This window comes from Enterobacter cloacae complex sp. P12RS (assembly GCF_014895875.1).
GTDB classification, from domain to species: domain Bacteria; phylum Pseudomonadota; class Gammaproteobacteria; order Enterobacterales; family Enterobacteriaceae; genus Enterobacter; species Enterobacter bugandensis.
On record NZ_JADBQO010000103.1, the window covers coordinates 1 to 961 of the forward strand.

The following is a 961-nucleotide window of genomic DNA, read 5'->3' on the forward strand; positions in this document are numbered from 1 at the left end:
ATATTAATTCTAATTTAGCTTAAGAGTATTGAGGTAGTAGAATGAAGGGTATTATTCTTGCTGGCGGTTCAGGAAAACGTTTACACCCAATTACACGTGGAGTCTCTAAACAACTTTTACCCATTTATGATAAACCTATGGTTTATTATCCAATGTCGGTGCTTATGCTTGCGGGTATCCGTGATATTCTCTTAATCACAACACCTGAAGATCTGCCTTCTTTTAAACGTTTGTTAGGAGATGGTAGTCGTTTCGGAATTAATTTGTCCTATGAAATTCAGCCGTCTCCTGATGGCCTTGCGCAAGCATTCATTATTGGTGAAGAGTTTATCTCTGGTGATAAATGTGCCTTAGTATTAGGTGATAATATTTTCTTCGGGCAGAGTTTTGGTAGGAAACTTGAATCGGTTGTTTCAGGTAATGCCGGGGCTACTGTTTTTGGCTACCAGGTAATGGATCCAGAGCGTTTTGGTGTTGTAGAGTTTGATGAAAACTTCAAGGCATTAAGTATAGAAGAAAAACCAGCTGCACCTAAATCCAACTGGGCTGTTACTGGCCTATATTTTTATGATGCAAACGTGGTTGATATGGCAAAACGCGTTAAACCATCAGCACGCGGTGAACTTGAAATTACTACGCTGAATGAGATGTATCTCGAACAGGGAAATCTTCAGGTAGAATTACTGGGACGAGGCTTTGCATGGCTCGATACCGGTACCCATGACAGTTTAATCGAAGCATCACAATTTATTCATACTATTGAGAAGCGACAAGGGTTCAAAATCGCCTGCCTGGAGGAAATTGCTTACCGTAACGGTTGGCTCACTGAGAGTGAGGTCCTGACCTACGGGAATGAAATGAGCAAGACCAATTACGGCCAGTATTTGCTCAATTTAATAAAAAATAGCAAATAGCGATTCATAAAATTAACAATATCATACCCTTAATAGCTATCAGGTTT

The 961-nt window shown here is 40.0% G+C and carries 1 protein-coding gene; it reads left to right on the plus strand.

All coding sequences use genetic code 11. The features are described from left to right. Nucleotides 1-41 precede the first annotated feature (41 nt). Nucleotides 42-914 carry a glucose-1-phosphate thymidylyltransferase RfbA gene (rfbA, locus tag IM284_RS23095; protein WP_193055974.1) on the plus strand — a complete coding sequence of 291 codons (873 nt, stop codon included), beginning with the start codon at nt 42-44 and terminating at the stop codon, nt 912-914. Nucleotides 915-961 lie beyond the last annotated feature (47 nt).

Excerpts from the sequence above, each read along its gene's own strand:
- rfbA (WP_193055974.1), top strand. The coding sequence starts at position 42 with ATGAAGGGTATTATTCTTGCTGGCGGTTCAGGAAAACGTTTACACCCA.